Origin of the sequence: Variovorax beijingensis, assembly GCF_007828835.1 — a bacterium.
Taxonomy (GTDB): domain Bacteria; phylum Pseudomonadota; class Gammaproteobacteria; order Burkholderiales; family Burkholderiaceae_C; genus Variovorax; species Variovorax beijingensis_A.
Genome location: NZ_VIVL01000001.1, coordinates 595,258 through 618,884 on the forward strand (window position 1 = coordinate 595,258; position 23,627 = coordinate 618,884).

Below are 23,627 nucleotides of genomic sequence, written 5' to 3' on the forward strand. Positions count from 1 at the left end.
TGCGCAAACCGCTAAAGGGCTTGGTCAGGGCACGACGACGATCTTGCCGAAGGCGCCGCGCGCGAGATGGTCGAGCGCATCGGGCAAGTCATCGAAGGCGTATCGCGCCGCGATCACGGGCTCGAGCGCATTGGCGTCGACGGCGCGCACCAGGTCTTCGAGCGCGCGCCGATGGCCCACGCCAATGCCCTGCACCGTGACGCGGCCGAGCACCACCGCGTAGTACGAAGCGCTGAGCGTTTCGCCGCCGAGCATGCCGATGATCGACACGCGCCCGCCCTGCGCCACCGCCTGCAGCGAGCGGTCGAGGTTCGGCCCGCTCGCGAGTTCGAGCACATGGTCGGCGCCGCGGCCCTGCGTGAGCCGGCGCACTTCGGCCGGCCAGTCGCTGTCTCGCATCAGCACTTCGCTGGCGCCCAGCGCCAGCGTCTGCGCACGCTTCTCTTCGCTGCCCGTGACCACGATGGCTCGCGCGCCATGGAGCCGCGCCAGCTGCACGCCGAACAGCGCCACGCCGCCGGTGCCATGGACCAGCACGGTCTGGCCGGGCCGCAGCGCGCCGGTCTCGGCCAGCGCGAACCAGGCCGTGAGGCCGGCGCACGGCAGCGTGCTGGCTTGCGCGAAATCGAGCGTGGCCGGCGCGGCCACCGCCCAGGCCGCGTCGATCAGCACGTGCGAGGCGAGCATGCCCGGGCCGGGGCCGCCCATCGGCACGGCCTCGGCCGGCCAGTGGCTGTCGATCCAGCCGCCCCAGAAAGTGTTGACCACGCGGTCGCCCACGGCCAGGCGTTGCACGCCCGGGCCCACGGCCACCACCGTGCCGGCCATGTCCGAGCCGGGCGTGAAGGGCAGGTCGAACTTCATGCCCATGCCGTCGCGGATCATCAGCAGGTCGCGGTAGTTGAGCGACACCGCGCCCACCTGCACGAGGACCTCGCCCGGGCCGGGCGTGGGCAGCGGCAGCGCCACCTGTTCGAGCTGCTCGCGGCCGAAGGAAGAAAGTTGCCAGCGCCTGAGCGTTCTGCTTGCCTGCATGAAAAAGCCTCCACAAAAAAAGAAGCCTTCATGCTATTGGCGAGTTGATATATCCAGTGGTGGATAATTTTCAACTCTATGGCGCCTGAAAGTATCCAATGAGTCCACGCCTCCAAGGCATCGAAGAGTTCGTGGCCGCGGTGGAGGCCGGCAGCTTTGCGCGTGCGGCAGAGCGGCTGCACGTCACCCGCTCCGCGGTGGCCAAGAGCATTGCGCGGCTCGAGGCGCGGCTGGGCACGCGGCTTTTCCTGCGCACCACGCGCAGCCAGAGCCTCACCGAGGAAGGCCATGGCTACTACGAGCGCTGCCGGCGCGTGCTGGCCGAACTCGATGCCGCCGAGGCCATGGCCGACGCCGCGCGCAGCACCGCCGCCGGGCTGGTGCGCCTGAGCATGCCGGCCATGCTGGGGCGGCTGAAGGTCGGGCCGCTGCTGCTCGCGCTGGCGCGCCGGCATCCGGGGCTGTCGCTGGAGCTTTCCTTCAACGACCGGCGCGTGGACCTGGTCGAAGACGGGCTGGACCTGGCCATCCGCAGCGGCGAGCTGGCCGACAGCGCCGAGTTGGTCGCGCGGCCGGTCGGCGTGCAGTGGATGGTGCTGTGCGCCGCGCCGGCCTACCTGGCCGAACGCGGGCGCCCGGGCAGCGTGGCCGAACTGGGCGCATCGCCGTCGCACGAGGCGGTGTTCTACGCCCGCGACGGGCAGATCTCGCCCTGGCGCTTCCACGACGCGCAAGGCCGGCTGGCCGAAGTGGTGCTGCCCTCGCGGCTGCGCTGCGACAGCGCCGAGGTGCTGCTCGAAGCCGCCATCGGCGGCATGGGGCTCGCGCGCCTGCCGGCCTGGCTGGCAGCCGATGCGCTGGCGGCCGGCACGCTGGTGCGCGTGTTCGAGGAGCCGCGGCCTTTCGGCTTCGAGCTCAACGTGATCCGCTCGCGCAGCCGCTACCTGCCCCACAAGACCCGGGTGGTGGTCGACTGGCTGGCCGAGCACCTGCCGCCGCTGCTGGCGGCCCGCTGAGCGGCTTTGCCCGCTATCCTTTCGTCGCCTTTCATCCTTCAGCCAGCCAGTCACTCATTCACCGGAGAACGCATGCGCCCCTTTGTCCAGAGGAATGCCGCGGCCCTTGCCGCATGCGCGGGCGCCATGGCCCTGCTTTTTTCTGCCGGCGCCGCCGCGCAGGGCACGGTGAACGCGCTGTGCAGCACCGACGCGGGCTGGTGCGAAGCCGCGGCCGCGGCCTTCACGCGCGAGACTGGCATCCGGGTGCAGCAGGCGCACAAGGGCACCGGCGAGATCGGCGCCCAGCTGCGCGCCGAGGCGGCCAATCCCAAGACCGACATCTGGTGGGGCGGCACCGGCGACCCGTTCCTGCAGGCCGCCGAGCAGGGCCTGCTCGAAGCCTACCGGCCGGCCTACATCAACGACCTGCACGACTGGTCGGTGCGCCAGTACGCGATGTCGCAGAACATGGTGGGCGGCTTCTACACCAGCGCCATCGGCTTCGGCTTCAACACCGAGCTGCTCAAGCGCAAGAAGCTGCACGAGCCCAAATGCTGGGCCGACCTGGTCAAGCCCGAATACCGGGGCGAGATCGAGATCTCGCACCCGGCCTCGAGCGGCACGGCCTACACCATCATCGCGGGCCTGGTGCAGCAGATGGGCGAGGACGCGGCCTTCGACTATTTGAGGAAGCTGCACCGCAACGTCACCAGCTACACCCGCAGCGGCCAGGCGCAGGCGCCCAACGTCGCCAAGGGCGAGGTGGCCATCGGCGTGAGCTTCATCTTCGGCTTCGAGCGCTGGCGGTATGACAAATTTCCGGTCAAGACCGCCGCGCCCTGCGAGGGCACCAGCTACGAGGTGGGCGGCATCGCGCTGGTCAAGGGCGCGCGCAACAAGGAGAATGCGAAGCGCTACTACGACTGGCTCATGAGCCCGGCCGGCCAGGCGATCGGGGGGCAGGTCGGCAGCCTGCAGTCGCCCGCCAACAAGACCTTCAAGCCCGATGCGCGCATTCCGTCGATGAGCGACGTGAAGCTCATCAAGTACGACTTCGAGAAGTACGGCAGGGCCGCCGAGCGCAAGCGGCTGATCGACCGCTGGACCCGCGAGGTGGAATCGCAGGCCAGGTAGGCCTATTGTTTTTCGGGGCGAAAGCCCCAACTCGCAGAGTTGGCGAGTCGAGCGTGCGGTCAAGGCCGCCCGGCTTAGAATTTTTTGGCTTCGATATTTCTTCTCTTCCCATGGCTGATTCTTCCAACACGAAACTCCCGTTCCAGGCTGAAGTCGCGCAACTGCTGCACCTCGTCACGCATGCGCTCTATTCGAACAAGGAAATCTTCCTGCGCGAGCTGATCTCGAACGCATCGGACGCCTGCGACAAGCTGCGCTTCGAGGCCATCGACCGTCCCGAGCTCTACGAGGACCAGCCCGAGCTGGACGTGCGCCTTTCCTTCGACAAGGCCGCGCGCACCATCACCATCACTGACAAGGGCATCGGCCTGTCGCGCCAGGAGGCCATCGAGAACCTCGGCACCATCGCCAAAAGTGGTACCAAGGACTTCGTGAGCAAGCTCAGCGGCGACCAGAAGGCCGACGCGCAGCTCATCGGCCAGTTCGGCGTGGGCTTCTATTCGGGCTTCATCGTGGCCGACAAGATCACCGTCGAGTCGCGGCGCGCGGGCCTGCCGCCCGAGCAGGGCGTGCGCTGGACGAGCGGCGGCGCCGGCGACTTCGAGGTGGCCGACATCACGCGTCCCGAGCGCGGCACCCGCATCACGCTGCACCTGCGCGACGACGCCGACGAATACCTCAACGCCTGGAAGCTCAAGCAGATCGTCGGCAAGTATTCGGACCACATCTCGCTGCCCATCCTCATGGAAAAGGAGGAGTGGAAGGAAGGCGAGAACGACCAGCCCGGCGACATGGTCAAGACCGGCGAATGGGAAACCGTCAACAAGGCCAGCGCGCTCTGGAGCCGCCCCAAGAAGGACATCACGCCCGAGCAGTACGAAGAGTTCTACAAGAGCATCAGCCACGACTACGAGGCGCCGCTCGCCTGGAGCCACAACCGCGTGGAAGGCAGCACCGAGTACACGCAGCTGCTCTACATTCCGTCGAAGGCGCCATTCGACCTGTGGAACCGCGACAAGAGCGCGGGCGTCAAGCTCTACGTGAAGCGCGTCTTCATCATGGACGACGCCGAGGCGCTGCTGCCCAGCTATCTGCGCTTCGTGAAGGGCGTGATCGACTCGTCCGACCTGCCGCTCAACGTGAGCCGCGAGCTGCTGCAGGAAAGCCGCGACGTGAAGGCCATCCGCGAAGGCAGCACCAAGCGCGTGCTCGGCATGCTCGAAGACCTGGCCAAGAAGCAGAAGACCGGGCCGGAAAGCGCAGAGGGCAAGATCGACGTGGGCTCCGGCGAATCGGTGCCGGCCCCCGAGCCGACCGAGTCCGTGACCGACGTGGTCGACAAGAATGCGCCGACGGCCGCCGAAACAGCGGCATCCGCGGCCGACGAATCGGGCAAGTACGCCAAGTTCTATGCCGAGTTCGGCGCCGTGCTCAAGGAAGGCCTGGGCGAGGACTTCGGCAACCGCGACCGCATCGCCAAGCTGCTGCGCTTCGCCTCCACCACGAGCGACACCGTGAGCGTGAGCTTTGCCGACTACAAGGCGCGCATGAAGGAAGGCCAGGACGCGATCTACTACATCACGGCCGACACGCTCGCCGCCGCCAAGAACAGCCCGCAGCTCGAGGTCTTCAAGAAGAAGGGCATCGAGGTGCTGCTGATGACCGACCGCGTCGACGAATGGGCGCTCAACTACCTCACCGAGTTCGACGGCACGCCGCTGCAGAGCGTGGCCAAGGGCGCGGTCGACCTCGGCAAGCTGCAGGACGAGGCCGAGAAGAAGGCCGCCGAGGAAGCCGCCGAATCCTTCAAGCCGCTGCTCGAGAAGCTCAAGGAAGCGCTCAAGGACAAGGCCGGGGACGTGCGGGTGACCACGCGCCTGGTCGATTCACCGGCCTGCCTGGTGGTGCAGGACGGCGGCATGAGCACGCAGCTCGCGCGCATGCTCAAGCAGGCCGGCCAGCCGGCACCCGACCTGAAGCCCGTGCTCGAAGTGAACGCCGAGCACGCGCTCGTGAAGAAGCTCGACGGCTCCGAGCACTTCGACGATCTTGCGAACATCCTGTTCGACCAGGCGCTGCTGGCCGAAGGCGGCCTGCCGGCCGATCCCGCGGCCTACGTGAGGCGCGTCAACGCGCTGCTGGTGTGAACGCCCGGCCGCGCACCGCCCGTGCAGCGGCCGCCGTCGCGGCGGCGCTGCTGCTGGCGGCGGTGAGCGGCTGTTCGCACTATCACATTGGCATTCCGCTGGTGCCCGGACTCTCGCTCGGGCTGGGCGCCACCAAGGACGGCAATTTCTCCGTCGGGCTCAACACCGGCTGGGGTCCGCTCGGCGCGGGCGTGGCGGTCAACAACACCGGCGTGGTGGCCGGCAATGCGGGCGTGGGTGTCGGCGTCGGCATCGGTCCGATCGGCACCGGCGTGGGCGTGGGCAAGAGCGTGGTGCTGCACGATCCCAATGCCGGAAAGGCCGGCTACGCGCCTGCAGGCGGCGCCGCGCCGGTCACGACGGCGGCGGTGGGGGCCACGGTCCCGGTTTCCGGTACCTCCGGCATCACGGGTGTGGCGCCCGTGGCGGCGATTCCAACCGCTGCGCCGGTCACGGTCACCAAGGGCGGTGTGACCCAGCCGGCCGCCGCCTCTGCGCCGCGAGCGGTGCCGCCGCCTTCCTCGGTGCGTGTTTCCTACCGCCCGGTGGCCGATGCCGCCGCTCCTGCAGCCGGTAGCCCCGGCACGCCGGGCAATCCGATCGCACCCTGATCGCCGCTGCCTGCGGCGCTGTGCTGGAGACCGCTCCTTGGAACTCAAGCAATGGCGATGCTTCGTCACGCTCGCCGAGATCGGCAACATCCGCCGCGCGGCTTCGCTGCTCGCCATCTCGCAGCCCGCGCTCAGCGTGCGGGTGCAGCGGCTCGAGGAGGCCCTGGGCTTTGCGCTGTTCGACCGGCAGGCGCGCGGCGTCCGGCTGACGGAGCAGGGCGCGCGCCTGCTGCCGCATGCCCGGCGCCTGTTGTCGCGCGCCGCCGAAACCGACGAGGCCGCGCGCGCCATCGGGCGCGGCGCCTTCGACCGGCTGGAGATCGGCGTCACGCCCATCGCGGCGCTGTCTTTCTTTCCCGATGCGATGCGTGCCTTTTCGGCCGCGCACCCGGGCGTGGTGCTGGCGCTGACCGAAGGCCTGTCGGACGAGCTCGAGGAAGCCGTGGCGCACCGCAGGCTCGACCTGGCGGTGGTGCATCCGCCGTCCTCGCGCGACGACCTCGTGGTGCGCGAGGTGGCCCGCGACCGCTTCATGGCCGTGGTGCCGGCCGCGCATCCGCTGGCAGGCGCCGGGCGCATCGCGGCGGCGGACCTGCGCCAGCAGACGCTGGTCGGGGTGCGGCGCGACATCGGGCCGGTGGTGTTCGACCGCATTGCTTCGTACCTTGCGCGCGCCGGCATCACCACTCAGGTCAACCAGTGCGCGAGTTCGTCGATCTCGCTCGTGGGGCTGGTGGCGGCCGGTGCGGGCATCGGGCTGGTGGTGGAATCGCTTGCCTGCATTGCGCGGCCCGACATCCGCTTCGTTGCGCTCGCCGACGATCCGCCGAGCCTCGGCTATGCGATGTGCCACCGGCCCGACCTGCCGGCGGAACTGCAGGGCGCGTTCATGCAGGCCTTCCATGCGCCCAAGGCGGGCGCGGGCGTGCGGCCCGAGTCATGAGGCGCTGGCGCCGGCCGCGGATTCGGGCAGGAAGCGCTCGCCTGGCGTGAGCGGCGCGTGCCGGTAGCTCGCCGGCGTGCGGCTGAGCTTCACGGGCGCGCCGATGCCGCGGTAGCCGCCTTCCATCTCGACCACCATCTGGCGATGCGCCGTGTGCGGATGCGCGAGCGCGGCATCCACCGGCAGCACCGGCGCGGCCGGCACGCCCGCGGCCATCAGCTGCTCGACCAGCGCACGGCCGTCGAACGCAGCCATCGCCGCCTCGAGTTGCTGCTTGAGCCCTGCGCGGTGCACCGAGCGCGCACCGGCCGTGCGGTAGAGCGGGTCGTCGGCCAGCCCGGGCAGGCCGATGCAGCGGCACAGGCTCGCGAACTGGCGGTCGTTGCCCACCGCCACGAACACCGGGTCGGTGCCCGTGGCCAGCGCGTCGTAGGGATAGATGTTGGGGTGTGCGTTGCCGGTGCGGCGGGGCTCGGTGCCATCCATGAACCAGTTGGCCGCATGTGGATGCAGCAGCGAGAGCCCGCTGTCGTACAGCGCCGCCTCCACGAACTGGCCGCGGCCGCTGCGGTTGCGCTCCTGCAGCGCGAGCAGCACGCCGATCACCGCGTTCAGGCCCGTGACCATGTCGACCACCGGCAGGCCCACGCGCAGCGGGCCGCCGTCGGCCTCGCCGTTGATGCTCATGATGCCGGTCATGGCCTGCACGGCGGCGTCGTAGCCGGGCAGCGCGCCCAGCGGACCGTCGGCGCCGAAGCCCGAGACGCGGCACCAGACGAGGCGCGGAAAGCGCTGCGAGAGCGTCTCGTAGCCGATGCCCCAACGCTCCATGGTGCCGGTCTTGAAGTTCTCGATCAGCACGTCGGCCTCGGCCACGAGCGCGAGCAGTGCTTTGCGGCCTTCGTCGGTGGAAAAGTCGAGGTGCTGCACGCGCTTGTTGCGGTTCAGGCCGTGGTAGTACGAGGCCACGCCGTCCTTGAAGGGCGGACCCCAGGTGCGCGTGTCGTCGCCCTGCGGCGGTTCGACCTTGAGCACGTCGGCGCCGTGGTCGCCGAGGATCTGGCCGCAGTACGGGCCGCCGAGGATGCGCGAGATGTCGAGGACGCGGATGCCGGCGAGGGCGCCTTGGGGTTGTGTCATTTCGATGTTCCGTGCTTTTGTGTGTGGGGCTTTTGTTCCTGGCGCTGTTGTTCTTGGTGCTGTTGTCCGGGGCGCGTGCACAGGCCACCGGGTACTCCCCTCCGCGAATGTCCCCCGGCCTGCGGCCTCCTCCTTGATTTCGCTGCGGGGAGCACCCGATGCCCTGTGCACCGGGGCACGCTGCTGGTTTGCCGCCGATCAAGCAGTGCTCTGAAAGCACTCGCGTCGATGGGGTGCCTTGCGCAGCGAAATAAAGGGGGAGGCCGCAGGCCGGAGGACATTCGCGGAGCAAGGTACCCCGTCGGCGTGAGCGCGCCCCGAACAACAAGGCGAAATCAATCCAGCTGCGCCCCTGACTTCTTGACGACGTCCTTCCACTTGGCCGACTCGCTCACGATGAACTGCCCGAGCTTCTGCGGCGAAGTGTCCGCCGAGGCTTCCAGGCCCTGCGCCGCGAACATCTGCTTCACCTTGGGCGAGTTCAGCACCTCGGCGAAGGCCTGGTTGAGCTTGCTCACGCGGTCCGCGGGCGTGCCGGCCGGCGCCACGATGCCGAAGAACACGCTCACGTCGTAGCCCTTGTAGCCCTGCTCCGAAATCGTCGGCACATCGGGCAGCGCCTGCGAACGCGCGACCGTTGCCACGCCCAGCGCGCGCAGCTTGCCTGCCTTCACGTACGGCAGCGCGGTGAGGATGTCGGTGAAGGTCATGCCGACCTGGTTGCCGAGCAGGTCGTTGAGTGCGGGGCCGGTGCCTTTGTACGGGATGTGCTGCAGGTCGGTACCGGCCACCGAGTTGAACAGCACGCCCGCCAGGTGCGACGAGGCGCCGTTGCCCGAGGACGCATAGCTGAGCTTGCCGGGGTTGGCCTTGGCATAGGCGACGAGTTCGCGCACGTCCTTCACCGGCAGCGCGGGGTTCACCACCAGGATGTTCGGCAGGTAGCCGACCTGGATCACGGGCGCGAAGCTCTTGACGGGGTCGTAGCCGATCTTGCGGTAGAGGCTCGCGTTGATGGCGAGCGGGCCCGAGGTGCCGAACAGCAGCGTGTGGCCATCGGCCTCAGCGCGCGCCACGTAGTCGGCGCCGATGTTGCCGCCTGCGCCCGCACGGTTCTCCACGATCATCGGCTGGCCGAGGCGGTCTTTCATCTCGGCGGCCAGCGTGCGGGCCATGGCGTCGGTCGGGCCGCCGGGCGGGAAGGGCACGACCAGCATCAGGGGCTTGGAAGGGAAGGGCCCCTGGGCTTGCACGGCGGGTGCGGCGCCCAGCAGCGCGGCGCAGGCGGCCAGGGCCGCGAAGAAGTGAGTGAGGTGTCGCAAGGTGATGTCTCCGTTTTTTGTGTCGTGAATCAGGCGACGACGTTGGCGGCGTGCATCGCGGTGAGGTTCCAGTCCGCGGGCATCGCGTCGGGCGCAAGCGGGTCGCGCGGCAGCACGCGGTGCAGCAGCACCAACTGGGCCCAGCGCAGGCGCGCGGCCGAACCGCTGCGTGCCGCCTCCCAGGCCATCGCGATGCTGCTCGTACAGTGGTAGAGCGCCGAGGCGGCCTGCCGCGCCAGCACGTCGCCACCTTCGCGGGCGGCCGTCTCGGCCAGCGCGGCGGCGCGCGCCAGCGCATCGCGCAGCGCCGCCGCAAAAGCCGGTGCCAGTTCCGCATCGGCGAGCAGCTTCTCGCAGTGCGCGCGCAGCACCGGCAGCGAGCCCTCGCGCTTGACGGCGCGGATCACGTCCAGCGCCACGATGTTGCTGGTGCCTTCCCAGATCGAGCCCAGGTGCGCATCGCGCACGAGCCGCGGATCGCTCCATTCCTCGATGTAGCCGCAGCCGCCGCGCACTTCCATCGCATCGCCCGTCACCTTGCGCGCATCGCGGCAGGCGCGGAACTTGATGAGCGGCGTGAGGATGCGCAGCAGCGAGTAGGCATCGGGCTCGCCGGCATCGGAGCGCGCGAGTGCCAGCGCGGTCTGGCACACCATGGTGCGCGCCTGTTCGGCCGGCAGGCGCAGCTTGTCGAGCTGGCGCTGCATCAGCGGCATCTGGTCGAGCGTGCGGCCGAAGGCGCGGCGCTCGGCGGCGATGTACTCGGCCTCGGCCACCGCGCGGCGCATGAGGCCGGCGGCGCGCACGCCGTTCGACAGGCGCGAGTTGTTGACCATGTCGGCCATCTGCACGAAGCCGCGGCCTTCCTCGCCCACCAGATACGCAATCGCGCCTTCTAGCCGGATCTCGCCGCTGGCCATCGAGCGCGTGCCCAGCTTGTCCTTCAGCCGGATGATGCGGTAGTGGTTGAGGCTGCCGTCTTCGAGCCGGCGCGGCAGCAGGAACAGCGACACGCCCTTCATGCCGGGCAGGCCGTTCTCGGCGCGCGCGAGCACCATCGCGAAGTCGGCATCGGGGTTGGAGCAGAACCACTTGTCGCCGGTGATGCGCCAGCTGCCATCAGTCTCTTGCCGCGCCATCGTCGCAGTGGCCGCGATGTCGGAGCCCGCGGCCTGCTCGGTCATGAACATCGCGCCCTGCGCAAGCTCGTCGAAGTCCAGCGACGTGAGCCGCGGCAGGAAGCGCGCGACCAGCTCGGGCCTCGCGAACTTCTTGAGCGTGCGCGTGAGCGAGTCGGTCATCGACACCGGGCAGCACAGGCCGAATTCGGCCTGCACGAAGAGATAGGTCAGCACGTACTTGACGAGCGGCGGCATCCGGCCCTTCCAGCCCAGCGTCTCCTCGCGGTGCGACATCGCGGCCAGGCCGAATTCGCTGAGCGCGAGGCGCTCCATCTCCACGTAGGCCGGATGCTTGATGACCTTCTGCTCGTCCAGGCCGGTGCGGGTGCGCTGCTTCAGCGTGGGCGGGTTGCGGTCGGCGGTGCCGGCCAGGTCGTCGAGCAGGCCGCCCGCGAGGCCGCCCAGCCGCTCGAAATGCGGCTGCATGTGGGCCAGCAGATCGGCGGGCAGGTAGAGCGCGAGCAGCCTGTGCAGCTCGGTGTCGGCCGTGAACAGGTTCTGGCCGTGGCGGTCGGGGATCGGGTGGGCGTGCGCGGCGGTGGCGTCGTTCTGGGCCATGCGTCTGTCTCCTGGTTCGCCGCATTGTTGGGGCCCCGACGATCCGTGTCTAATATCGATTAGGTCTTGTTCGATTCGATTTACCTATCCATGGAACTGCGACACCTGCGCTACTTTTCCGTGCTGGCCGAGGAGCTGCATTTCGGGCGCGCCGCGCGGCGCCTGTCGATCTCGCAGCCGCCGCTGTCGGTGGCCATCCGCCAGCTCGAGGAGTCGGTGGGGGCGCGGCTGTTCGAGCGCAACAGCAAGGAGGTGCGGCTCACGCATGCGGGCGAGGCGCTGCGCATCTCGGCGCGGCGGCTGCTGCTGCAGGCGGAAGAGGCGGCGCTGGAGGCGCGCGACGTGGCCGCGGGCTCGGCGGGAAGGCTGCGCATCGGCTTCGTCGGTGCGATGCTCTACCGCGGCCTGCCGCAGGCGCTGCGCGCGTTCCAGGCCAGGCACCCGGCGGTGCGCGTCACGCTCGCCGAAATCAATTCCGGCGTGCAGATCGCCGAGCTGCTGCACGACCGTCTCGACCTGGGCTTCGTGCACACCAGCCGCATGCCGCCCGAGCTGCAGCACCGCCTGCTGCTGTCCGAGCCCTTCGTGTGCTGCCTGCCCGCAGGCCACGCGCTGGCGCGCAAGCGCGTGCTCGCGCCGGCCGACCTGCGCAGCCAGCCCTTCGTGCTGTTCTCGCGCGAGGCCTCGCCCGACTACCACGAGCGCATCCTGTCGATCTGCGCCGACGCCGGCTTCCTGCCCGAGGTGCGGCACGAGGTGCGCCACTGGCTCGCGGTGGTCTCGCTGGTGTCGCAGGGCATGGGCGTCGCGCTGGTGCCGCAGGCCATGCGGCATTCGGCTCTGCGCGGGGCGGTGTTCCGGCCGCTCGACCGCGCGGTGGCGCAATCGGAGGCCTACGGCGTGTGGCGCAGCGGGCCGCCGAACGTGCTGGCCGAGCGGCTGTTGCAGGGCGTGGCAGAAAGCCTCGCGGCCGAAGCGGCGCCCTAAGCGTAGAGCGGCTCTTCGGCCATCTGCTCGCACTGCTCCTGCAGCACGAGGATCTGGCCCTTCCAGTAGTCGCTGGAGCCGAACCACGGAAAGTTGATCGGGAAGATCGGGTCTTCCCAGCGCCGCGCGAGCCAGGCGCTGTAGTGGATGAGCCGCAGGGTGCGCAGCGGCTCGATCAGCGCGAGTTCGCGGCGGTCGAATTCGCGGAACTGCTCGTAGCCGTCGAGCAGGCCCGAGAGCTGCGCGGTGCGCTGCGCGCGCTCGCCCGACAGCAGCATCCAGAGGTCCTGCACCGCGAAGCCGGTGCGCGCATCGTCCAGGTCGACGAAGTGCGGGCCGCCGCCGGGCCGGTCGGTCGGCGTCCACAGGATGTTGCCGGGATGCACGTCGCCATGCAGGCGCAGCTTGCGCGGCTGGAAGTCGGAGGCCGGGGCGTTCACCGCCAGCGCGGTGGCGGCAATCATGTCCAGCGCTTCGTTGCAGGCCTTTTCCCAGTCGCGCTGCACGTCGAGCGGCACCTTGTCGTGGGCCAGCAGCCAGTCGCGCGAGGCGATGCCGAAGGTCTGCAGGTCGAGCGCGGGCCGGGCCTCGAAAGGCCTGGCGCTGCCCACCGTGTGGATGCGCGCGAGAAAGCGGCCGACCCATTCGAGCACTTCGAAATCGTCCAGCTCCGGCGCGCGGCCGCCTCGGTAGGGGCTCACGCTGAAGGCAAAGCCGCCGTGGCGGTGCAGCGTGGCGCCGTCGAAAGCCAGCGGCGCCACGGCCGGCACTTCGGCCGCCGCCAGCTCGAGCGAGAAGCCGTGCTCCTCGAGGATCTCGGCCTCGCTCCAGCGCTCGGGGCGGTAGAACTTGACCACCACCGCACTGCGGTCTTCCAGGTAGACCTGATAGACCCGGTTTTCATAGGAGTTCAGACCCGTGAGCCGGCCGTCGCCGTGCAGGCCGAGCGTTGCGAGGGCGTCGAGCACCACGTCGGGTGTGAGGCTCTCGTAAGGATGGGTGTTCGCGGGCGCTGCGGGGGAAAGGGTCATGCAGCGATTGTCGCTACCCCGGCCCCCGGAATGTCAGAGGCCGCCCGGTTGTTTGTAAAGCGAAAGGATATGGCCGGTGCGCGGGTCGCCCTTGCCGGCCAGCACCTGCGCATAGGCGGCCTGCACCGCTTCGCCGCCGTGGTGGTGCTCGGCGCGCAGCCAGGGCTTCTTCGCGTCGGTCACCGTGGCCAGGAAGTGGTGCCAGGCGGCCACCATGCGCCGGCCGAATTCGTCGGCGCCCCACTCGGCGGTGCGCTTCTTGATCTGCGCCGGCGCGAAGAACAGCGTGGCGCGCGGGCCTGCCAGGTCCTTGCCCGCGCCCTTGGCCGCGAGCTGCTCGACGTGCGTGCCGCCGATCGAGCAGCTGTATCTGAGGTTGGAGAAGCGCGCGTGGATCGCGTTGCGCAGGCCGGCGTTGCCCGCGAAGTCCACATAGACGCAGGGCGTGCCGGCCGCGATGCCCTCGAGCGCGTCGTAGGTGACCACGCGGTGGTAGCAGCCCAGGCTCTCGCAGAAGGCCGCGTTGGCGGGCGAGGTCAGGCCGATCACCTCGATGCCTTCGCGCTGGTGCAGCTGGAAGGCGGTGCCATAGGCCGTCTTGCTCGATGCGCTCGACAGCAGCAGGGTGTTGGCGCCGAAGAAATCGTTGTCGGCCATGAAGTCGTCGATCAGCCACGAGGTGATGAACAGCGGGCGCAGCAGCGCCTGCACGTCTTCGGTGTCCGAGGTGTAGAGCGGGTCGGCGTTGCAGCGGAAGTACTGGTTGTAGACCGCGGGCAGCTCGGCGCGGTGTGGGGCGGCATCGGTGAAGCGCCCGGGCGAGAGGCGGTCGGGGCTCAGCACGGCGCCCGACGACATCGGCCAGTAGCCGTAGAGCCGCTCGCCCACCGCCACGCCCGGGTGCAGCGACTGCACCACGCTGGCGAAGCCCCATACCGGGATGCTGCCCCAGCCTTCTTCCGTGGACGGGAAGAACTGCCAGTAGCTCATCGCATCGCCGAAGGCGGCGTAGGTGATGTTGTTGGAGGTGAGCGCAAAGCTGTCGATGCGCACGCGCACCTGGCCGTCTGCGAGCGGCTGGTCGGCGGCGGTGTGCAGCCGCGTGGTGGCGAGTTCGCCCTTGCGGATCAGGAGGCTGGTGGTGCTGCTCATGGTGTCGATCTCCATGGTGGTGGTGTGGGTTGCGGGGATGGCGCGTGCTGCAGCCACATTAGCCAAGCTCGATGAAAGGCGCTATCGCGCTTCCCTTTTCCGCGTCACCCGTGAGACAAGCTCGGCCATGAAAAAAGCGCCCCGGCTTGTGGCCGGGACGCTTTTTTGTTGTTGCGCAGGGCGCGGAATCAGGCGATCGAGAGCTCGACGTCGATGTTGCCGCGCGTGGCGTTCGAGTACGGGCAGACCTGGTGGGCCGTGTCGACCAGCTTCTGCTTCTGGTCGGCGTCGAGGCCGGGCAGCGTGATCGCCAGCTTCACGGCGATGCCGTAGGCGGCGCCGCCGTTCGTGGGGCCAAGCGAAACGCTGGAGTCGATGGCCACGTCTTCAGGCACTTTGACGCCGATCTTCGGGCCGACGGCCTTCATTGCGCCGATGAAGCAGGCGGCATAGCCGACCGCGAAGAGCTGCTCGGGGTTGGTGCCGGGCTTGCCCGAACCGGGCGAGCTGAGCTTGACGTCGATGGCGCCGTCGCTGGACTTGCCTGCGCCGTCGCGGCCGCCGACGGTGTGGGCTTCAGCGGTGTAGAGAACCTTGTCGAGCTTGGTGGTCATGGTGATTCCTTTGATGATGGAGGGAGGGTGAAAAAAGCTTCTCTCTCTTTCGATCGAAGCGGGGAGAAAACCGGTGTGCCTGTCAGGCCGCCTTCTTGATGCGGTCGCGCAGCGACTGAATCTGCTGGGTGAGCGAAATCAGTTCGGGCACCGAGCACTGGGCGGCGGCCATCAGGCATTCGGGCACGTTCGCGGCGCGGGCCTTGAGCCTGCGGCCCGCAGCGGTGAGCGTGATGTGCACGCGGCGTTCGTCGGCCGCGTCGCGCACCCTGGCCACGTAGCCGGTGGCTTCGAGCCGCTTGAGCAGCGGGGTGAGCGTGCCGGAATCCAGCGAGAGGCGCTCGCCGAGCTCGGAGACCATCGGCCCGTCATGTTCCCAGAGGGCGAGCATGACCAGGTATTGGGGATAGGTGAGCTGCAGCTTTTCCAGCACCGGCTTGTAGAGGCGGGTCATGGCCAACGAGGCGGAATAGACGGCGAAGCAGAGCTGGTTGTCCAGCTTGAGCATTTCGTCTGTGGCTTGTGTGGGGCTGCTGCGCATGGCTGGAATTGTAGCGAGCAATTTAATTGTGTGCAATGTAATTGTTTTGGGCTCATTTTGGGTGTTGGCTTTCCGGGGCCGGGATTCCGCCCGGCGGCGGCCTCACTTTCTTTTGCTTCGCCAAAAGAAAGTAAGCAAAGAAAAGGCGACCCCACTGTCTGCGACCCCTTCGCTGCGCTACGGGGCAACCTGCGGTGCTCGGGTTTCGCGGGGTCTCGCAGAACTCGCTTCGCTCAAACAGCTGAGAGCCCTGATCCGCGAAACCCTGCGCTCCTCGGCGCAGCCAGAGGGGAGGGCAAACCGAACGGGCCATTGCTGCGCTCGGCCACCAAGCCACCGCAGGCGCGCAGCGCCTGCGGTGGTTGGGCTGTTGGTATTGAGTTGGGCTGTTGGTATTGGGGCCGAGCGAAGCGAAGGCCACCCGCTCCCACCCCTTCTGTATGCGCCGAGGAGCGCAGATGGAGGCGGGATCAGGGCCGCAGCTGTTTGAGCGAAGCGAGTTCTGCGGACCCCCGCCGGAATCGAGCACCGCAGGTTGCCCGCAGCGAAGCGGAGGGACGCAGACAGTAGGGGTCGCCTTTCTTTGCTTACTTTCTTTGGCGAAGCAAAGAAAGTGAGTCGCCCGCCGGGGCGAGACCCGGCCCCGAAACCCAAAAAAAACACCTACCCCCCAAACCTCTTCCGAGTCAACGCCAGCGCCACCCAGAAAGCCGCAACCGCATACACCGCCAGCACCCCCGCATGCAGCCACCAGTCGCCAGGCCACTGGTCCATGAACAGCGGCCGCACCAGCGCCACCGCATTGGTCAGCGGCAGCCATGCCGCCACGGCCCTCACGGCGGAAGGCAGTTGTTCCAAAGGAAAGAACACGCCGCTCAAGAACATCATCGGCGTCATGAACAGCGTGAAGTAATAGGTGAAGAAGTCGTAGCTCTTGGCAAGCGCATTGAAGATCAGTGCGATCGAGGAGAAGGTGATGCCCGCGCCGATCAGCACCATCCAAGCGACGATCAGCTTGGGGCTGTGGCTGATGCCCAGCCCGAGCATCACGAACAGGATCGCGGTCACGGTGAAGATCGACTTGAACGCCGCCCACAGCATCTCGGCCAGCACGATGTCGTCCAGCCCGACGGGCGCATTCATGATGCCGTCCCAGGTCTTCTGCACCTGCATGCGGGAGAACGCCGAGTACAGCGCCTCGAAGCTCGCGGCATTCATCGCGCTCATGCAGATCGAGCCGCTCGCGAGGAACAGGATGTAGGGCACCTTCACGCCGTCCACCGCCACCTGTCCCACCAGCGCGCCCATGCCGTAACCGAAGGCCACGAGCCAGATCAGCGGCTCGGCGATGTTGCCGATCAGGCTCGGTATCGCGAGCTTTCGCCACACCAGCAGGTTGCGCAGGAACACGGGCCACCAGCGCAACGAGATCTCGGGCGCGCGCCACACGGAACGGGCCGGCGGCGGTGCCGCGGCAGCAGAAGAACTTGCAGTCGTCGTGTTCATGATTTCACCCTAGCCGTCCTCGCGGATCTGCCGGCCCGTGAGCTTGAGAAAAAGGTCTTCGAGGTTCGCGGGCCGGTGGAAGGTGCGCAGGCGGCCGTGCCGCGTGAGCGCATCGAGCAGCCGGCGCGCGTCCTGCGTGTAGAAGAACACCGTCTCGCCGCTCACTTCCACGCGCGCCGCCATCGCCTTCAGTTCCGGCGACTCGGCCAGCGAGAGCGCGCCGTTGCCATACACCTCGACCACGTCGGGTTCCAGGTGCTCGGCGATCAGATCGCGCGGGCGGCCCTCGGCGATCTTGCGGCCGTGGTCGAGCACCAGCAGGCGCGAGCACAGGCGCTCGGCCTCGTCCATGAAATGCGTGGTCAGCAGAATCGACTTGCCCTGCTGCAGCAGCACCTGCAGGCGCTCCCACATCAGGTGGCGGGCCTGCGGGTCGAGTCCCGTGGTGGGTTCGTCGAGCATCAGCAGCTTCGGGTCGTTCACCAGTGCACGCGCCAGCGAGAGGCGCCGGCGCATGCCGCCCGAGAGCTCGCCCGGCTTTGCATCGGCCTTGTGCGAGAGCGCCGCAAACTCCAGCAGCTGCGGCACGCGCTCGCGCACCTGCGCCTTGCTGAAGCCGAAGTAGCGGCCATACACCACGAGGTTCTCGGCGCAGCTGAAGTCGGGGTCGAGCGTGTCGAACTGCGAGACCACGCCGAGCTGCGCCTTGATGGCCAGCGCATCGCGCGGCATCTGCAGGCCCAGCGCGGAGATCTCGCCGCCGTCGGGCGCGGTCAGGCCCAGGCACATGCGGATCGTGGTGGTCTTGCCGGCGCCGTTCGGGCCGATCACGCCAAGACATTCTCCGGGCGCGATCTCGAACGACAGGTCGTCCACGACCGTGGTGCCGCCATAGCGCTTGAGCAGATGGCTGGCGTGAAAGAGGGGGGTGGAAGAGGAGGATGGCACGCGGCCATTCTGGCCCAGGCTCGCGAACGCTGCCGCAATCGCTTCAACCGATGGACAAGCAGCGCAGGTTCGGAACCGTATCCGGCAACCGGGGCGTCACATCCGCAGGCCGTTGAACTCGGCCTTCATCCAGTCGATGAAGGCCCGCGTGCGGGCCGGCAGCAGCCGCGCGTTCGGATAGATCACGCTCACCGGCCGCGGCGGCGGCTCAAAATCCTCGAGCACCAGCTGCAGCCGGCCCTGCGCCACATGCGGCAGCACCTGGTAGGAGAAGAAGGTGCCGAAGCCCATGCCCGCGGCGCAGGCCTCGATGGCCGGGGCGAGGTGGTTGAACTCGAGGCGGCAGCTCGGCGTCACGCTGACGGTCTTGCCGCGGTCGTGGAACATCCACTGCGGCGGCGCGTCGATGCGGCCGCGCACGCAGGGGGCGCCATGGAGATCGCGCGGATGGCGTGGCGTGCCGTGGCGCGCGAGGTACTCGGGGCTCGCCGCCACTACGCGCCGGATGGTGCCGAGCGTCTGCGCCACGAGCGACGAATCCGCCAGCGGGCTGATCCGGATGCCCACGTCGATGCCTTCCTCCAGCAGGTTCACCGTGCGGTCGTGCAGCAGCACGCTGCAGCGCACCTTGTCGTGGCGCTGCATGAAGCGCGTGATGGCGGGCGCCACGTACATGTGGCCGAAGAGCACCGGCGCAGTGATGGTGAGCTGGCCCGCGGGCTCCCGCGCCTCGGCCTTGAGCGCGAGGTCGGCGGCATCGGCCGCCAGCAGCACCTCGCGCGCGCTCGGCAGGTAGTGGCGGCCTTCCTCGGTGAGCGAGAGGCGGCGCGTGGTGCGGTGGAACAGGCGCACGCCCAGGTGCGCCTCGAGCGCGGCGAGCGCGCGCACCACCGCGGGCAGCGAGCTGCCGAGCGCCTCGGCGGCGCGGGTCAGGCTGCCCTGGTCGGCAATCTGCACGAAGGTCTGCATGGCCTTGAAACGATCCATGGCGCGATTAAACAGGATTAAACCGATTGACGCAGCAGTCAAATGCAGGAATGGCTATTCCTTCATTCAGCGCAAGAGAGAAGAATCCCGATCACGCCCACTCCACATTGCAGAGAACCACCATGAACGCCATCGCCTCCCTTCCCGCCCAACCCATCAAGCTCTATGGCAGCGCCATCTCGGGCCACGTGCACCGGGTGCGGCTGTTCCTCTCGATGCTCGGCCTGCCCTTCGAGGTCATCGAGCTCGACCTGAAGAAGCGCGACAACCGCACGCCCGAGTTCCTGGCGCGCAACCCTTTCGGCCAGGTGCCGGTGATCGAGGATGGCGAAACGACGCTGGCCGATTCCAACGCGATCCTGGTCTACCTCAACGAGCGCTATTCGGCCGACCCGGCGCGCTGGATGCCGCGCGACCCGGTGGGCGCGGCGCGCGTGCAGCGCTGGTTCTCGGTGGCCGCGGGGCCGCTGGCCTACGGGCCGGCCGCCGCACGCGTCATGGTGCTGTTCGGCCGGGCCGCCGATCCCACGGAGACCGTCACGCGTTCGCATGCGCTGCTCGCGGTGATGGAGATCCACCTCGGGCAGCAGCCCTTCCTGGCCGGGCCCGCGGCCACGCTGGCCGACATCGCGAACTACGCCTACGTGGCGCATGCGCCCGAAGGCCGCGTGGCGCTCGATGCCTACCCGCAGGTGCGTGCCTGGCTCGCGCGCGTGGAGGCCCTGCCCGGCTTCGTGCCGATGGTGCGCACGCCGGTCGGGCTGGCGGCGGCTGAATCATGATCGCCGCGCCCTTCCACGCCGGCGAGCGCGCACTGCAACTGCAGACGGGCTGGCGCGAGCGCATGGAGGCCATGGGGCCGCGCGTGATCCGCGACTACATGCCCGACCAGCACCGCGAATTCTTCGCGCAGCTGCCGTTCCTCGTGGTCGGCAGCCTCGATGCCGATCTGCAGCCCTGGGCCAGCGTGCTTGCGGCGCCCGCGGGCTTCGCGCATTCGCCCGGTGCCACGCACCTGCGCGTCGACGCGCTGCCGGCAACTGGCGATCCGCTGGCCGGGCAGCTCGCCCAGGGCGCCGCGCTCGGCCTGCTGGGCATCGAGCCGCACACGCGGCGGCGCAACCGCATGAACGGCACGGTCGAGGCGCTCGATGCTCGCGGCTTCATGGTCGCGGTGCAGCAGAGCTTCGGCAACTGCCCGCGCTACATCCAGGCGCGCGAGCCGGAACTGGTGCCCGCGCGCGACGGCAGCGCGCCCGTGCAGCGGCTCGACACGCTCGATCTCGACGCGCAGCGTCTCATCGGCAGCGCCGACACGCTGTTCATCGCCACGGCCTACCCGGACGAGGCGGCTGCCGGCGACGAAGCCGATGCACGTTCGCATGGCGTCGACGTGTCGCACCGCGGCGGCCGGCCCGGCTTCGTTCGCGTCGACGACGGTGGCGTGCTCACGGTGCCCGACTTCAACGGCAACCGCTTCTTCAACACGCTGGGCAACCTGGCGGCCCATCCGCGCGCGGGCCTGCTGTTCATCGACTACGACAGCGGCGATCTGCTGCATGTGGCGGCCACCGCGGAGCTGGTGCTCAACGGCCCCGAGATCGCCGAGTTCGAAGGTGCCGAGCGGCTGCTGCGGCTGCACGTCGAGCACGCCTTGCGCCGGCCCGCGGCCCTGCCGCTGCGCTGGGGCGATGCGGCGCTGTCGCCCCATCTGGAAGGCACCGGACGCTGGGCTTCCGCGCGCGCCTGAACGGCCTTCGCATTCCCGTCAATGAAAGACCGGAATGCGCGCGGCGACCGAAGGCCGGTAGTGCCAGCCGCGTTCGCGCAGTGCCGCGAGGTCAGGCCTGCGATGCAGCACCGCCTCCAGCCCCGCGGCGGCCAGCGTGCAGGCCAGCGCCTGGCCCGGGCAGGCGTGCACGCCGTGGCCGAAGCCGAGCATGCGGCGCCGCGCGCGCACGAGGCTGAAGCGCTCGGGCTCGGGGTTGAGCGCGGGATCGCGGTTCGCCGCGGCCAGCACCAGCAGCACCGTGTCGCCCGCTGCCAGCGGCGTGTCCGCGATGGTGACGGGCTCGGCCACGAAGCGCCGCGTGTTGTGCACCGAGGGGTCGTGCCGCGCCGTCTCTTCCACGATGGCCTGCAGCCCGCCCTGGGTCTGCGCTGCCTGCGGCAGCGATGGTTCGCGCATCACCGCGATCAGGCTGTTGCCCAGCAGGCCGGCCGTCGCATCGCAGGTCTGCGAGAGCAGGCCGACGAGGTTCGCGAGCAGTGAGCGCGGGAGCGGCGCGCTGGCTTCGCCTTCGGCGAGCACGGCCGAGAGCAGTGTTCCATCGCGCGGCGCTGCGCCGGCGGCCAGCGCTTCGAAGCGCGCCATGAGCTCGCCCGCGGCGGCGCTGGCGCCTTGCAGCTGCTCTGCTGTCGACAGCGGCGACAGGCAGGCGACGAAATCGCGCATCCACCGGTCCACCCGCGGCAGCGCTTCATCGCCAAAGCCCAGCAGGTGCGCGACGGCCCGCACCGGCATGGAGAACAGCGCGTCCGACAAGGGCTGCACCGGCACGCCGTGCGCGACCCGCAATGCCGCTGCGCGAACGGCTCCGAGGTCCAGCCCCGCCAGCGCACGCTGCAGCGCAGGCCGATGGGCCTGGTGCGCCGTGCCGTCGTTCATGCGCACGAGATGGCCGAACACTTCGCCCGCCGCGCTGCCCACGATGGCGCGCGGCACCGGCTCGGCCGCCGGCCGCACGCGCAGCGCGCCGTGCGCGAGCAGCAGCGATTCGACGACCTCCGCGCGGCTCGTGACCCACAGGCGCAGCGTCTCGTTCCACGCGAGCGGCGGCCCCGCGCGCAGTTCGGCATAGAAGGGATAGGGATCGGCATGCGTGACGGCCGCGACCGGATCGGCAGGCCGGCCGGCGAGGGAAGTGGGGCTGGTGTTCATGGCGTCCAGTGTGCAGCCGGCACCGCGGCCACACTTCGCCCGTGAACGAAGTGTCGATTGCGGGCGGGTCTTACGATCGGCGCATGGACACGCACTCATCCTCCACCGTGGATCTCCAGCTGGCCCGCCTTGCAGGCGCCATCGCCGAACCCGCGCGCGCCCGCATGCTCAGCTGCCTGATGGACGGCCACGCGCGCACCGCGACCGAGCTGGCCACCGTCGCCGAGGTGGCCGCCTCCACCGCCAGCGCGCACCTCGCGCGCCTCAAGGAAGAGCGGCTGGTCGAGCTGCTGGTGCAGGGCAAGCACCGCTACTTCCGGCTGGCCGGCGACAACGTGGCGGCCGCCCTCGAAAGCCTGATGGTGGTGGCCGGCGCGCCGCGCGCCGAGCAGTTCAAGCCCAGCACGCCGAGCCGCCTGCGCGCCGCGCGCACCTGCTACGACCACATGGCCGGCACGGCGGGCGTCGCGCTGCACGACCGGCTGCATGCGCAGGGCTGGCTCAGCGGCCTGCACAGCGGCGCGTACGAACTCACGCCCGAGGGCGCGATCGCGCTGGAGAGCCTGGGGGTCGAGGTGGATGCGGTGCGCCGCTCGCGCCGGCGCTTTGCCTGCGCCTGCCTCGACTGGAGCGAGCGCCGCCCGCACCTGGGCGGCGCGCTCGGCGCGGCCTGGCTCCAGCTGTCGCTGCGCCGTGGCTGGGTACGCCAGGAACTCGACGGCCGCGCGCTGGCGCTCACGCCCAGGGCGCAGCGCGAGATGCCCGAGCTCTTTGCCTGAAGAGCGCCGTCAGGCCTTGAGTTTGAGCAGGTAGATCATCGGCCCGGCCATCGCCAGGTCGAGTTCGAGGAAGCTCTCGAAATCCTTGCCTGCCATCCAGTACGCATCCCAGTTGTTGCGCTTGATGGTCTTCTGCCAGACATCGGCGTTGGTGGCGCGGTGCACGGCCTCGAGCAACACGGCCCGGCGTTGCTCGGTCACCTTCTTGCCGGTGAGCACGCCGCGCCAGTTGGCCAGGTCAGCGTCCACGCCCTGCTCGCGCACCGACGGAATGCCCAGGAACGGCCGCTTCGACGACACGCCGATGGCGCGCAGCGTGCCGTTGGACAGGCCCGCGCTGAATTCGCTGAAGCCGGAGATGCCGGCCACGGCCTTGCCGGTGACCAGCGCTTCCACCACCTGCGCGCCGCCGGGGTACGGCTGGTAGACCAGGCCCGCGGTGTTGCCGGCCACGCGGGCCAGCATGCCGGCGTACATGTGGTCCACGCCACCGGCCGAACCGCCCGCGATGACGGCCTTGGCCGCATCGGCACGCAGCTGGGCGATCAGGTCTTTCGGTGTCTTGATGGGGGAGTCGGCCTTCACGGCCACCACTTCGTAGTCGCTGGTGAGGCGCGCGACCGGCGCGACCTGGGCCATGGTGACGGCCGGTTTCTGCAGTGCCACCGCACCGACCATGACCATGCCGCTCATCAGCAGCGTGTCGGGGTCGGCGTCGTATTTCTCGACGTACTTTGCGAGACCGATGGTGCCGCCTTTGCCGCCGATGTTCTCATAGACCACCTCGCCTGCCGCGCCCGAGGCCAGCAGCGCCGCGCCGAGCGCGCGGCCGGTCTGGTCCCAGCCGCCGCCTTCGTTGGCCGGAATGACGATGCGCAGCCTGGAAACAAGTTGCGGCTCCGCCGCTCCGGCCGAACGGGGCCACAGGACGGCATGCCCCGCGCCCGCAGCGGCGGCCGCGCCCGCCATCCATGCATTGAAGTTGCGGCGAGAAAGCTTCTCGGGCGACGAGCGAGGCATTTTGTTTCCAGTTGTGAACAATGTTTCCAGATGATGTCCGCGAAATGCGTCG

Annotated in this window: 22 protein-coding genes; 9 read left to right on the plus strand and 13 right to left on the minus strand. The window is 69.2% G+C overall.

The genetic code is table 11. The features are described from left to right. Positions 1-24: 24 nt before the first annotated feature. A complete protein-coding gene (locus tag FB547_RS02860) occupies positions 25-1,035 on the minus strand; it encodes a zinc-dependent alcohol dehydrogenase family protein (RefSeq protein ID WP_145739474.1) in 1,011 nt (336 codons plus the stop codon). A 98-nt stretch (positions 1,036-1,133) separates the two neighbouring features. Between FB547_RS02860 and FB547_RS02865 the strand changes: the two genes are divergently transcribed. The 5 genes from FB547_RS02865 to FB547_RS02885 all read left to right on the plus strand — a co-directional run bounded on the left by FB547_RS02865 (position 1,134) and on the right by FB547_RS02885 (position 6,868). Further along, positions 1,134-2,051 carry a LysR family transcriptional regulator gene (locus FB547_RS02865; protein WP_145739476.1) on the plus strand — a complete coding sequence of 306 codons (918 nt, stop codon included), beginning with the start codon at positions 1,134-1,136 and terminating at the stop codon, positions 2,049-2,051. A 72-nt stretch (positions 2,052-2,123) separates the two neighbouring features. Continuing rightward, on the plus strand, positions 2,124-3,167 hold the full coding sequence (locus FB547_RS02870; protein ID WP_145739478.1) for an ABC transporter substrate-binding protein: 1,044 nt from the start codon (positions 2,124-2,126) through the stop codon (positions 3,165-3,167). Between the two features lie 110 nt (positions 3,168-3,277). Then, entirely contained in the window at positions 3,278-5,314 is a 2,037-nt protein-coding gene (htpG, locus tag FB547_RS02875) for a molecular chaperone HtpG (RefSeq protein ID WP_145739480.1), read from the plus strand. Further along, the gene (locus tag FB547_RS02880; protein ID WP_145739482.1) at positions 5,311-5,925 is read left to right on the plus strand and encodes a hypothetical protein; all 615 of its coding nucleotides are present in this window, start codon (positions 5,311-5,313) and stop codon (positions 5,923-5,925) included. Before htpG ends, FB547_RS02880 begins: the two co-directional genes overlap by 4 nt. 37 nt (positions 5,926-5,962) lie before the next feature. Beyond that, a complete protein-coding gene (locus FB547_RS02885; protein WP_145739484.1) occupies positions 5,963-6,868 on the plus strand; it encodes a LysR family transcriptional regulator in 906 nt (301 codons plus the stop codon). Here FB547_RS02885 and FB547_RS02890 read toward each other — a convergent pair. The 3 genes from FB547_RS02890 to FB547_RS02900 form a co-directional block, all read right to left on the minus strand. Next, entirely contained in the window at positions 6,863-8,008 is a 1,146-nt protein-coding gene (locus tag FB547_RS02890; protein ID WP_145739486.1) for a CaiB/BaiF CoA transferase family protein, read from the minus strand. The genes FB547_RS02885 and FB547_RS02890 overlap by 6 nt on opposite strands. A gap of 335 nt (positions 8,009-8,343) precedes the next feature. After that, complete coding sequence (locus FB547_RS02895; protein WP_145739488.1) at positions 8,344-9,330, minus strand: Bug family tripartite tricarboxylate transporter substrate binding protein; 987 nt, start codon at positions 9,328-9,330, stop codon at positions 8,344-8,346. A 29-nt stretch (positions 9,331-9,359) separates the two neighbouring features. Beyond that, entirely contained in the window at positions 9,360-11,069 is a 1,710-nt protein-coding gene (locus tag FB547_RS02900) for an acyl-CoA dehydrogenase family protein (RefSeq protein WP_145739490.1), read from the minus strand. A 90-nt stretch (positions 11,070-11,159) separates the two neighbouring features. Here FB547_RS02900 and FB547_RS02905 point away from each other — a divergent pair, with 90 nt between their 5' ends. Beyond that, positions 11,160-12,056 carry a LysR family transcriptional regulator gene (locus FB547_RS02905; RefSeq protein ID WP_145739493.1) on the plus strand — a complete coding sequence of 299 codons (897 nt, stop codon included), beginning with the start codon at positions 11,160-11,162 and terminating at the stop codon, positions 12,054-12,056. On the opposite strand, the gene FB547_RS02910 is transcribed toward FB547_RS02905, so the two are convergent. From FB547_RS02910 to FB547_RS02945, 7 genes are all read right to left on the minus strand, one after another. Continuing rightward, on the minus strand, positions 12,053-13,087 hold the full coding sequence (locus FB547_RS02910) for a serine/threonine protein kinase (protein ID WP_145739495.1): 1,035 nt from the start codon (positions 13,085-13,087) through the stop codon (positions 12,053-12,055). The genes FB547_RS02905 and FB547_RS02910 overlap by 4 nt on opposite strands. A 33-nt stretch (positions 13,088-13,120) precedes the next feature. Next, entirely contained in the window at positions 13,121-14,239 is a 1,119-nt protein-coding gene (locus FB547_RS02915; protein ID WP_186454101.1) for a DUF2855 family protein, read from the minus strand. 188 nt (positions 14,240-14,427) lie between these two features. Beyond that, a complete protein-coding gene (locus FB547_RS02920) occupies positions 14,428-14,853 on the minus strand; it encodes an organic hydroperoxide resistance protein (protein ID WP_145739499.1) in 426 nt (141 codons plus the stop codon). An 82-nt stretch (positions 14,854-14,935) separates the two neighbouring features. Next, positions 14,936-15,394, minus strand: a complete 459-nt coding sequence (locus FB547_RS02925) for a MarR family winged helix-turn-helix transcriptional regulator (RefSeq protein WP_145739501.1) — start codon at positions 15,392-15,394, stop codon at positions 14,936-14,938. 663 nt (positions 15,395-16,057) lie between these two features. Next, entirely contained in the window at positions 16,058-16,900 is an 843-nt protein-coding gene (locus FB547_RS02935; protein ID WP_145739503.1) for an ABC transporter permease, read from the minus strand. Between the two features lie 9 nt (positions 16,901-16,909). Continuing rightward, positions 16,910-17,887 (minus strand): ATP-binding cassette domain-containing protein, encoded by a 978-nt coding sequence (locus tag FB547_RS02940; protein WP_186454112.1) that lies wholly within the window; start codon positions 17,885-17,887, stop codon positions 16,910-16,912. Positions 17,888-17,944: 57 nt separating this feature from the next. Beyond that, positions 17,945-18,835 carry a LysR family transcriptional regulator gene (locus FB547_RS02945; protein WP_145739507.1) on the minus strand — a complete coding sequence of 297 codons (891 nt, stop codon included), beginning with the start codon at positions 18,833-18,835 and terminating at the stop codon, positions 17,945-17,947. 122 nt (positions 18,836-18,957) lie between these two features. On the opposite strand from FB547_RS02945, the gene FB547_RS02950 reads away from it, so the two are divergent. Next, positions 18,958-19,617 carry a glutathione S-transferase family protein gene (locus FB547_RS02950; RefSeq protein ID WP_145739509.1) on the plus strand — a complete coding sequence of 220 codons (660 nt, stop codon included), beginning with the start codon at positions 18,958-18,960 and terminating at the stop codon, positions 19,615-19,617. Next, positions 19,614-20,585, plus strand: a complete 972-nt coding sequence (locus FB547_RS02955; protein WP_145739511.1) for a pyridoxamine 5'-phosphate oxidase family protein — start codon at positions 19,614-19,616, stop codon at positions 20,583-20,585. Before FB547_RS02950 ends, FB547_RS02955 begins: the two co-directional genes overlap by 4 nt. Positions 20,586-20,603: 18 nt before the next feature. Here the strand turns inward: FB547_RS02955 and FB547_RS02960 are convergent, their stop codons facing one another. After that, positions 20,604-21,776, minus strand: coding sequence for a cytochrome P450 (locus FB547_RS02960; RefSeq protein WP_145739513.1), 1,173 nt, complete (start codon positions 21,774-21,776; stop codon positions 20,604-20,606). Between the two features lie 83 nt (positions 21,777-21,859). Between FB547_RS02960 and FB547_RS02965 the strand changes: the two genes are divergently transcribed. Beyond that, on the plus strand, positions 21,860-22,555 hold the full coding sequence (locus FB547_RS02965) for an ArsR/SmtB family transcription factor (RefSeq protein WP_145739515.1): 696 nt from the start codon (positions 21,860-21,862) through the stop codon (positions 22,553-22,555). Positions 22,556-22,564: 9 nt separating this feature from the next. Here the strand turns inward: FB547_RS02965 and FB547_RS02970 are convergent, their stop codons facing one another. Continuing rightward, positions 22,565-23,575 (minus strand): Bug family tripartite tricarboxylate transporter substrate binding protein, encoded by a 1,011-nt coding sequence (locus FB547_RS02970; protein WP_370878959.1) that lies wholly within the window; start codon positions 23,573-23,575, stop codon positions 22,565-22,567. Positions 23,576-23,627: the final 52 nt, after the last annotated feature.

Excerpts from the sequence above, each read along its gene's own strand:
- htpG (WP_145739480.1), top strand. The coding sequence starts at position 3,278 with ATGGCTGATTCTTCCAACACGAAACTCCCGTTCCAGGCTGAAGTCGCG.
- FB547_RS02965 (WP_145739515.1), top strand. The coding sequence starts at position 21,860 with ATGGACACGCACTCATCCTCCACCGTGGATCTCCAGCTGGCCCGCCTT.
- FB547_RS02905 (WP_145739493.1), top strand. The coding sequence starts at position 11,160 with ATGGAACTGCGACACCTGCGCTACTTTTCCGTGCTGGCCGAGGAGCTG.
- FB547_RS02960 (WP_145739513.1), bottom strand. The coding sequence starts at position 21,776 with ATGAACACCAGCCCCACTTCCCTCGCCGGCCGGCCTGCCGATCCGGTC.
- FB547_RS02860 (WP_145739474.1), bottom strand. The coding sequence starts at position 1,035 with ATGCAGGCAAGCAGAACGCTCAGGCGCTGGCAACTTTCTTCCTTCGGC.
- FB547_RS02900 (WP_145739490.1), bottom strand. The coding sequence starts at position 11,069 with ATGGCCCAGAACGACGCCACCGCCGCGCACGCCCACCCGATCCCCGAC.
- FB547_RS02915 (WP_186454101.1), bottom strand. The coding sequence starts at position 14,239 with ATGAGCAGCACCACCAGCCTCCTGATCCGCAAGGGCGAACTCGCCACC.
- FB547_RS02945 (WP_145739507.1), bottom strand. The coding sequence starts at position 18,835 with ATGGATCGTTTCAAGGCCATGCAGACCTTCGTGCAGATTGCCGACCAG.
- FB547_RS02910 (WP_145739495.1), bottom strand. The coding sequence starts at position 13,087 with ATGACCCTTTCCCCCGCAGCGCCCGCGAACACCCATCCTTACGAGAGC.
- FB547_RS02890 (WP_145739486.1), bottom strand. The coding sequence starts at position 8,008 with ATGACACAACCCCAAGGCGCCCTCGCCGGCATCCGCGTCCTCGACATC.
- FB547_RS02955 (WP_145739511.1), top strand. The coding sequence starts at position 19,614 with ATGATCGCCGCGCCCTTCCACGCCGGCGAGCGCGCACTGCAACTGCAG.
- FB547_RS02970 (WP_370878959.1), bottom strand. The coding sequence starts at position 23,575 with ATGCCTCGCTCGTCGCCCGAGAAGCTTTCTCGCCGCAACTTCAATGCA.
- FB547_RS02935 (WP_145739503.1), bottom strand. The coding sequence starts at position 16,900 with ATGAACACGACGACTGCAAGTTCTTCTGCTGCCGCGGCACCGCCGCCG.
- FB547_RS02950 (WP_145739509.1), top strand. The coding sequence starts at position 18,958 with ATGAACGCCATCGCCTCCCTTCCCGCCCAACCCATCAAGCTCTATGGC.
- FB547_RS02865 (WP_145739476.1), top strand. The coding sequence starts at position 1,134 with ATGAGTCCACGCCTCCAAGGCATCGAAGAGTTCGTGGCCGCGGTGGAG.
- FB547_RS02925 (WP_145739501.1), bottom strand. The coding sequence starts at position 15,394 with ATGCGCAGCAGCCCCACACAAGCCACAGACGAAATGCTCAAGCTGGAC.
- FB547_RS02920 (WP_145739499.1), bottom strand. The coding sequence starts at position 14,853 with ATGACCACCAAGCTCGACAAGGTTCTCTACACCGCTGAAGCCCACACC.
- FB547_RS02870 (WP_145739478.1), top strand. The coding sequence starts at position 2,124 with ATGCGCCCCTTTGTCCAGAGGAATGCCGCGGCCCTTGCCGCATGCGCG.